This window comes from Cronbergia sp. UHCC 0137 (assembly GCF_034932285.1).
In the GTDB taxonomy this organism is placed as follows: domain Bacteria; phylum Cyanobacteriota; class Cyanobacteriia; order Cyanobacteriales; family Nostocaceae; genus Cronbergia.
On the sequence record NZ_JAYGHC010000006.1, the window covers coordinates 1 to 9,155 of the forward strand.

At 39.8% G+C, this 9,155-nt stretch carries 7 protein-coding genes; 5 read left to right on the forward strand and 2 right to left on the reverse strand.

The annotated features are described in order from the left end of the window. Positions 1–334: 334 nt before the first annotated feature. Positions 335–1,657: a D-alanyl-D-alanine carboxypeptidase gene (locus VB711_RS04015; RefSeq protein ID WP_323284435.1), complete on the forward strand. Its 1,323-nt coding sequence runs from the start codon at positions 335–337 to the stop codon at positions 1,655–1,657. Positions 1,658–1,684: 27 nt separating this feature from the next. Next, complete coding sequence (locus tag VB711_RS04020; protein WP_323284436.1) at positions 1,685–2,608, forward strand: WD40 repeat domain-containing protein; 924 nt, start codon at positions 1,685–1,687, stop codon at positions 2,606–2,608. A 302-nt stretch (positions 2,609–2,910) separates the two neighbouring features. On the opposite strand, the gene VB711_RS04025 is transcribed toward VB711_RS04020, so the two are convergent. Together VB711_RS04025 and VB711_RS04030 are read right to left on the reverse strand one after the other, a co-directional pair. Next, positions 2,911–3,342, reverse strand: coding sequence for a hypothetical protein (locus tag VB711_RS04025; RefSeq protein WP_323284437.1), 432 nt, complete (start codon positions 3,340–3,342; stop codon positions 2,911–2,913). Between the two features lie 252 nt (positions 3,343–3,594). After that, entirely contained in the window at positions 3,595–6,588 is a 2,994-nt protein-coding gene (locus VB711_RS04030; protein ID WP_323284438.1) for a valine--tRNA ligase, read from the reverse strand. A 470-nt stretch (positions 6,589–7,058) separates the two neighbouring features. Here VB711_RS04030 and VB711_RS04035 point away from each other — a divergent pair, with 470 nt between their 5' ends. From VB711_RS04035 to VB711_RS04045, 3 genes are all read left to right on the forward strand, one after another. Next, a complete protein-coding gene (locus VB711_RS04035; protein ID WP_323284439.1) occupies positions 7,059–7,985 on the forward strand; it encodes a phosphodiester glycosidase family protein in 927 nt (308 codons plus the stop codon). Positions 7,986–8,067: 82 nt separating this feature from the next. Then, the gene (locus VB711_RS04040) at positions 8,068–8,631 is read left to right on the forward strand and encodes a hypothetical protein (RefSeq protein ID WP_323284440.1); all 564 of its coding nucleotides are present in this window, start codon (positions 8,068–8,070) and stop codon (positions 8,629–8,631) included. 32 nt (positions 8,632–8,663) lie between these two features. After that, entirely contained in the window at positions 8,664–9,050 is a 387-nt protein-coding gene (locus VB711_RS04045; RefSeq protein ID WP_323284441.1) for a DUF2358 domain-containing protein, read from the forward strand. Positions 9,051–9,155: the final 105 nt, after the last annotated feature.

The window sequence follows — 9,155 nt, forward strand, 5'->3', positions numbered from 1 at the left end:
GTCAGGAGTCAGGAGTCAGGAGTCAGGATGAAGAATTAGAAGAAGAGAAGAAAAGTATTAAATCTGGTCAGGTGATAGGTAAATGAACAGTTTCAACACTTATTCCTTGCACTTAATTCACTTTTTTTACCTTCAAACCCTTGATATATCTCAGTTTTAGCTTTATATACCTAAAAAGCTTTTAAAGTCCAATGTGATGATTTCGAGTGAATCTAACTTCTGTCTACTCCTGATTTCAGAAATATTCTGACTCCTGACTCCTGACTCCTGACTCCTTACCATTCGGATATTTTTCTTGCTATAACGGTTATCAATAAAAATAAAGGAATTAAAGATGCTGGAATTATTTGGTTCAGGTTTGGTTTCACTGTGGTTGGACATGGCTGGGGTACAGATTAAGCCTTTAGATGTGTTAGAGACATTAGCTTGGCAAAGTAGCCCTGGTTTGGTTATTGCACCTGATCCCAATCCCTCTGGAGCTATGACTGTGCAACAATATCTCAAGGGATTGCTCAGTTCTAAGTTGGTGACGCAAAACCTGATTCAACAGCAGGGAATTTGGTTACAGTCGGGTCCAATGCTGATTGCTAATCATCAAGGTACAACTCCTCTGTCTGCTGCGTCTTTAACTAAGGTAGCAACGTCATTGGCTGCTTTTAAAACTTGGGGTCCAAACCATCAATTTGAAACTTTAGTGGGTGCTACAGGTTCGGTAGTTAATGGAGTAGTGCATGGTGATTTGGTGATTACTGGAAGTGGTGATCCGATGTTTGTCGGTGAAGAAGCGATCGCTCTCGGCAATACTTTGAATAAAATGGGTATTAAGCAGGTAAAAGGTAATCTGGTAATTGCGGGCAGTTTTGCCATGAATTTTCAGAGTCAACCCCAATTAGCTGGTCAATTACTCAAGCAAGCTTTAAATCACAAAACCTGGAATCGTTCCGTGGTTTACCAACATTCAATTATGCCCAAGGGTACACTGAAACCCCAAGTGCTAATTAATGGTACTGTTAAAGTAGCAGACCAGGCTTACTCTCAACAAACTTTATTGATTCGTCATCGTTCTATACCCTTGAAGCAAATTATCAAGGAAATGAACGTTTATAGTAATAATGATATAGCCGAAATGTTAGCGCAATCGGTGGGAGGAGCAAGTGTAGTTCAATCGACTGCTGCTCGTCTGGCTAGAGTTCCCCAATCGGAAATTCAGTTAATTAATGGTTCTGGATTGGGACAAGAAAACCGTATTTCTCCAAGGGCAGTTTGTGCTATGTTTATGGCACTACATCAGGAAGCTTTGGCTCATCAGTTGACCTTAGCTGATTTATTCCCTACTTCTGGGTTTGATCGTCGGGGGACATTAAATTCTCGAAATTTACCAATTGCCACGGTGATGAAAACTGGTACTTTAAATACTGTTAGTGCCTTAGCAGGAGTTGTACCCACGCGCGATCGCGGTTTGGTTTGGTTTGCAATTATCAATCGTGGTAATAGTGTTTCTGCTTTCCGTACTCAACAAGACCAGCTTTTACAGCAATTAGTTGAAAAATTACAAATATCTACCAGTATTCCTTCTACTCTCACACCCCACTCACCCAAAAATTCTTTGCCAGTTTTAGGTGCTGCTAACAGAAATGAAATTTTACTTGTTCGTTAAATTGCAGAACTTAATTTAAACAAAAGCATGGAAAACTTAATACCTATCCTCAAAGGACATTCAAATAAAGTTCTTTCTGTTATTTTTAGTTCAGATGGAAAGATTTTAGCAAGTGGTAGTGAAGATAAAACTGTAAGAATTTGGAACTTAGCTACCAACGAATCTCGCATATTGCCAGGACATCAAAAGTCCGGTTGGGATGGAAATGTTAACTCGGTAGCTATTAGCCCAGATGGTAAAACTTTAGCGAGTGGAAGTGATGATAAAACTATTAAGTTGTGGGATGTTGAAACAGGAATACAAACTTTAACTCTGACGGGACATGAAGGAAAGGTTCACTGTGTTTCAATTAGTCCAGATGGAAGAATTTTAGCAAGTGGTAGTCAAGATAAGATTATTAAAATTTGGTCGTTGAATACAGGAAAGCTAATATCCTCATTTCATGGACATTCCGATAATATTTTGTCTGTTGCTTTTAGTCGAAATGGTAAAATTTTAGCAAGTGGTGGTGGCGGTAATGATAAAACAATAAAAATTTGGAATCTAACTGAAAAGAATGTTAATACTTTAACAGGGCATTCTGATTGGTTTGGTGGCATTAAATCTCTAGCATTTAGCCCCGACGGAAAGATTTTAGCAAGTGGTAGTGAAGATAAAACTATCAAATTATGGCACTGGGAAAGTGGAGAAGAAATATGTACCCTTACTGGACATTCAGATCATGTTTGTTCAGTTGCTTTTCATTCAAAGAAAAAGATTTTAGCGAGTGGTAGTCAAGATAAAACTGTAAAATTATGGCGGGTGGATACAGGTCAAGAAATCTCAAATTTTACCAGTGGTGATCAACCTTTCTATTCAGTTACTTTTAGCCCAGATGGTAAAACTTTAGCTGCTGGTTGTGGAGATAAAACTATTAAACTATTTCCTTGTCAGTCAGCCGGACTAAAATAAACATGAGCCAAAATATCCCCTAATTCGGCGAGTTGGTATTAGTTTATTCTTGTTCTAGTTCTAACTCTTGAATTACTCAATTAAATAAAAAACCTCTCCATCCCTCATTCCTCCGCGCTCTCTGCGCCTCTGTGGTTTGTTAATCCGAAAAATTATTTTTGGGAATAACCGAGTAAGATCATCAATTTTACTCATAAATTACCATTGCTTCATTAATAGCGATCGCACTTGTAAATTTTTCCTAAAAATTGAGAGCGATCGCTTGAAGTTTCCCCTAATAACTGGACATAAGATAGAATTAGCTAGGAATTATTTTCAGAGCCGTTTTTATCACGTTGAATACTTTCTTCTAAGGCTTGAATTTGTTCACGACGGGCTTCTAATTCTAAGGAACGACGGGCTAAGTCTTGGCTTTTTAATGTTAAAGATTGTCGCCATTGTTCCGCTAATTGTGCTTCTTGCTGTAAAAATTCTGGGGTAATGCCACTGGCAAGATAAGTTTGCACTAGATAGATTACCCATTGGGTAGCATCTTCTATTTTTTCAATATCACCTGTGGGAGAAAGATCTACTAACACAAGTAAATTATCATTGATTGTACTACCTTTGCCCAGGAGAATCACTGCTTCTTCGGAAATAATTGTCCATAAGTGTTCAGCTTCCTGACGTGCTAATAAGCGCAATTGGTACTGTTCTAAAAACTCATTTTTACATACCTGGGCTAGATATAGCATGATCGCTTTGTTCTCAATTTAAAATTTGGTCATGGGTAATTGGGTTTGATGGTGAACGAACCACAGAGGCACAGAGAACACAGAGGAATGAGGGTTTGAGTGATATTTTGCGTAAGTCCAGCTTGACGCAAGCCATTGATGAAACTCGTTTCACAACAGGGTTTTACTCCTGACTTCTGACTCCTGACTCCTGACTCCTGCTATATTACCCATGACCATTAACGATCGCATCTGTGTTTAAGTATGTCAGTGTTAATCTTCGAGACAGTGTAGGCGATCGCGCAAAATTTCTGCTTGGGTTTGTGCTTCTGTTAAGGCATCCCTAGCACCTTGTACCACATCGGCGGGGGCTTTATCCACAAACTTGGCATTGCTTAATCTATCAGTTAAAATTTGGGCTTCTGCTTCTACTTTACTAAGACTTTTTTCTAGTTTGGCACGGAGGGCATCCACATCTACTACCCCGGTTAAGGGAATTACTACTTGTACCGTACCGACAACACCAGCAATGGAATTTTCGGTTTCTGTTGGGGGTAGGTTTTGGGTATCAGTTGACTTGAACCACGGACTCAATAATTTTTCTCTGGACTGAACAGTTAGTAAGTTGCGGGTGATATACCAAGTTGCGTAAGCCAAGCCAATGGTTTCAAAGAAAGTACCAATTACGGGAATACGATAAGTAGCATTTCCCAGCATGAAGCCTAATCTCAGGGAAATTACACCAACTATAATTAAGCCAATGGTCTTTAAACCTTTGATAGGTAATTTAATCGTCGATTTTTGGCTGGTTTCTTCACCTGTAACGGTTAAATTCTCGACTTTGGCCAAATCTTTGATGTAAGACTGTCCCTCGTTCAGAATTGATCTTTCCGTTGCGCTGGCAGATTCCAAGTTAGCGGTGATTTTTGCCCCTTGCTTAATATCCGCTTCTGCCCGGAGGTTACGAATTGTGCGGATAGTGCTAATTAACAGGGCAAATTGTTCTTCTAAAGCGGGGTTGATGAAATTTGCATCCGCTTCAGGGTAAGCTTGGAGGGCTAAGAACTGGGGTTTTTCTACTGGTTGTTGGGTGAGGGTTTGCCAAATTTCCTCGGTAATGTGGGGCATTAAGGGATGGAGTAGTTTTAAAATCCCTTCTAAAATGTAGGCGATAATTTGTTGGGCAACTTTGCGAGATGCGGGGTCTGCTTCTTTTTGTAATCTCGATTTGACTAATTCAATATACCAGTCGCAGAAATCGCCCCAAATAAACTCATACAGTCCTTTAGCTGCTTCTCCTAAGCCGTAGTTGTCGATGTTGTTGGTGGTATCTTTAACGGCTTGATGGTAGCGGGACAGTATCCATCTATCACTGAGTTCTGTGGGCTGTGGTTGACCTAGTTGGGCGGGGGAAAGCCCGTCTAAATTCATCATTACAAACCGGGCAGCATTCCACAGTTTATTGGCAAAGTTGCGGGAAGCTTCTACGGAGGCTGATTCGTCTTTTTTGCGATCGTATTCTAGACGGATATCTTGACCAGCACCGGCTACTTCTTTAACTAAGGTGTACCGCAGGGCATCTGTCCCATATTTATCTATCAGTAATAATGGATCAATCCCATTATTGGCTGATTTTGACATTTTTTTATTGTTTTCATCCCTAACCAAACCGTGAATATAAACGGTTTTAAAGGGCATTTGTTCGGTAAAGTGACCGGCCATCATGGTCATTCTGGCTACCCAGAAAAAGATGATGTCAAAGCCTGTAACTAAGGTGGTGGTAGGGTAGTAGGTTTGGAAGTCGGGGGTTTGTTCTGGCCAGCCTAATGTGGAAAATGGCCAAATTCCTGAAGAAAACCAGGTATCTAATACGTCGGGGTCTTGGGCTAATTTAACTTCTTCCCCAAATTCGGCTTTGGCTTTTTCTAGGGCTTCTGCTTGGGTTCTGGCGACAAAATGGGGTGTGGTGTCGGTGATTTCTCCATTGGTTTCGCTGACTGCGTACCAAGCGGGGATTTGATGTCCCCACCATAATTGGCGAGAAATACACCAGTCCCGTAAGTTTACCAACCAATCACGATAAACTTTTGTCCAACGTTGGGGAACAAATTCCGGGGAGTTTTGCTGGTCGAGGAATTCTAAACTTTTGTCAGCGAGGGGACGGATTTTCACGAACCACTGGGTGGAAAGGAGGGGTTCAACGGGTACTTTACCGCGATCGCTATAAGGTACTGTATGTTTATATTCTTCTATTTTGATTAATACACCATCAGCTTTTAATCGGGCAACTACATTCTTTCTGGCTACAAAGCGGTCTTGTCCTTGAAATTCACCCGCGTTTTCGTTCAAAGTGCCGTCTTTGTGCATGATATTGATCATCGGCAAATCATGACGCTTACCCATTTCAAAGTCGTTGGGATCATGGGCTGGTGTGACTTTGACGCAACCTGTGCCGAAGGTAGGATCAACTAATTCATCGCCAATGATGGGGATTTCTCGATTCATGATTGGTAATGTGATAGTCTTACCAATTAGGTGCTGATAGCGATCGTCTTTGGGGTTAACTGCCACTGCTGTATCACCAAGCATGGTTTCCGGTCTGGTCGTCGCCACATCTACAAAACCAGAACCATCTGTGAGGGGATAGCGGAAATGCCACAGATTTCCATTCACTTCCTGATTTTCTACTTCTACATCAGATACAGCCGATTGGGAAGCCGGACACCAGTTAACTAAATATTCACCACGATAAATTAATTTTTCTTCATACAACCGGACAAATGCCTCAACCACAGCCTGAGATAAACCCTCATCTAAGGTGAAGCGTTCCCTTGTCCAATCGACGGAAACCCCCAAGCGGCGCAATTGATTGACTATTGTTCCTCCTGACTCGGTTTTCCACTGCCAAGCCCGTTCTAGGAACTTTTCCCGCCCTAAATCGTAGCGAGTTTTACCCTCTTTTTTGAGTTCTTTTTCCAGAATTGTTTGGACAGCAATACTGGCATGGTCAGTTCCCGGTAGCCACAGAGTATTTCGTCCTTTCATCCTGTGGTAGCGGACAAAAGTATCAATTAAAGCACCTTCAAAGGCGTGACCGATATGTAAACTGCCGGTGACATTTGGAGGTGGAATCACCACACAGTAAGGTTCTCCGCCATGATTGGGGTCAGCTTGATAAACTTGGCTTTCTTCCCAGAATTTTTGCCACTTAGCTTCAGTGGTAAAGGGATCGTACAGACTAGGGAGATTAGGAATAGTTGCGGTCATGCTGGGAATATAAGTTTATTTAGGACTCTACTAAATTTTGCCATTTTAATAGGACTTTAGACCAAGCTTACAGTAATTTACATGGTTTCCGGTCTACTCTGAGGGAGAGGGAAGATATCTAGCGATCGCTCTATTCCTGAAATGGTGTAAAATTAGACTAGGAATTACTATATAATTGATCTTGGTTTCGCCACCACTTTACCACTTTAGATATTTAATCAAAGTCAACTTCAGCCCCGGCGACTGGAAGTCGCGGCTACACAAACAAAGTCCGCCTGCGCGGACTCAGGAAAAATCGAGGATCTGATAACCCACGGAGGTGGGTTTTGCCTGTGTAGATGCGGTTTTTAACCGCCGATTTAATCCTAAGTTGACTTCATCCTGTAAATCCTTTAATCCTGGACATCCTGTTCGCGTAGCGTGGCGTTAGCCATATCAGACAATTTCCCTAAATAGCAACTTACGTTAATATGAAAACAAAGAAATTATTGATGATATTTAGTGGAATAGTGACAGCAGCTTTACTATTCGGTTGTGAAGATATGGTTGCTAATTCAACACCAAAACCATCTGGTAATTGTCCAGGTAAAAATCCTAATTTTAGTATTGAATTTATTAAAACGAACAATCGCGGAGAAAGATATGCTCAAGGGATTAATCATGTAATCATTTTTAATCCTAAATCACCAGCTTTAGATTTTAAAGTAAATGTGGGTTTATCTCATCCAATTTATGCTAAAGATTCTAGGGGAAAATTCCGAAAAGAATATATAGCAAAGCAGTTTGGTTCAATGATTTCTGATCAAAATTCTAAATTAGCAGGAAAAAGACCAATTGCCGCGATTAATGCCGATTATATAGGAACTGATGATAAACCTCAAGGTTTAAATGTTTCCCGTGGAGTTGATTATTCAGGAGCATTTAAAACTAAACGTTCTTCTTTTGGAATATCAGGAGGAAACCCCAGGCAACGTAGAGCTACTATTGATACGGGAAGAAGAAATAATAATATTCTTAATTACAATTTGGTAGGAGGTAATGGCAGATTTTATCGACAAGGCCAATTTAAAGATATTTGCAAAGCTTTAGGAGAATTTGCTTGTAAAGGTGCAACTAATCGCTCTATGGCAGCAATCACAAATCAAGGCTATGTTATTCTATTAGTAAATGATCTAAAAGCTAATTCTAATATTCAACTTTCTTCCGTTAATAAAGAGTTATTACCAAACCAGTTTGATGATGTTTTAACAGGGATTGCTCGGAATAATTGTTTGGGAAGGATTCAAGAAGGAATTTTGTTTGATGGGGGTATGTCTCCGGGATTATATTATAATAATAAAATTTATGTAGAAAATTTAGGTCCCATTGGTTCAGTGTTTCTAATTTATAAAAAATAGAATTGCGATCGCTAACTGAAAATATGTATAATTACTAAACCTAAAAGCGTTACCCTAGATATGAGAACTTGATCCAAAAATTATGACCCCCGAAGAAATAGCAGGTACGCTGACAGATTTATTTAGTGCGGACATTATACAAACAATCGCTCCTGGGTCTTGGCAGGTAGATAATAATACATTTAGGCTGTTGATCCTACTGTCAGAAGATAATACTTGGCTGCGAGTATTACTCCCGATTATGCCCGTCAGAGAAGCCGAACAGTTTTTAACACAATTCCTAGAAGCCAACTTTGATCAAACCCAAGAAGTCCGTTATGCTGTGTACGATGAGGTAATTTGGGGAGTATTTCAGCACAATAGTGATACCTTGGTTAGTGCAGATTTAGCAAGTGCGATCGCTAAACTCATATCATTATATGAAGCTGGTGTCAACGATGTCTTCAACAGTCTTTTAGAAACCCGTCTGCGGCAAATAATTCAAGCAGCAAAACAGCAAGGACAATCCTTAACAGCAACAATGCAAAACCTAGAACGCTTTTATGCAGAAGGTTTATTAGGAGAAATTGATCAAACTCCCCAAATTCGAGATCAAGTAATCGCTGCTTGGAGACGACAATTAGAACGGCTTTGGGATGAAATTTAGTTTACCTATTGCCTAATTACTAATTAAAAATTATGGACATCATCGAAACTCTTAAATCTGACTATCAGAGATTTCCGATTAATCAAACTTACACTATTTACGCACCAGACGTTTATTTTCAAGATGCTGTTTTTAAATTTCGAGGAATTAAACTTTACAAATTAATGATTAATTTCATGAAGATTTTCTTTCTTCATATAAACATGGAATTACACAATATTCAACGATTAGAAGACACAATTAAAAGTGAATGGACACTCAGTTGGGATTCTCCTTTACCTTGGAAACCCCGCATTTCCATTTCTGGGTGGAGTGAATTACGTCTCAACTCTGATAATTTAATTGTTTCCCACATTGATTATTGGAATTGTTCACCCTTGGATGTATTTAAACAGCACTCTTTTTCAGTAAATAAATAAACAAAGAATTGAGTCCGTAGGGTGCGTCAGACAAAATAATTTAGGCTAAAATTTAGTAACTTCCAGATTCTGACGCACCTTATTTCAATACTTGTCGGTTAAGCT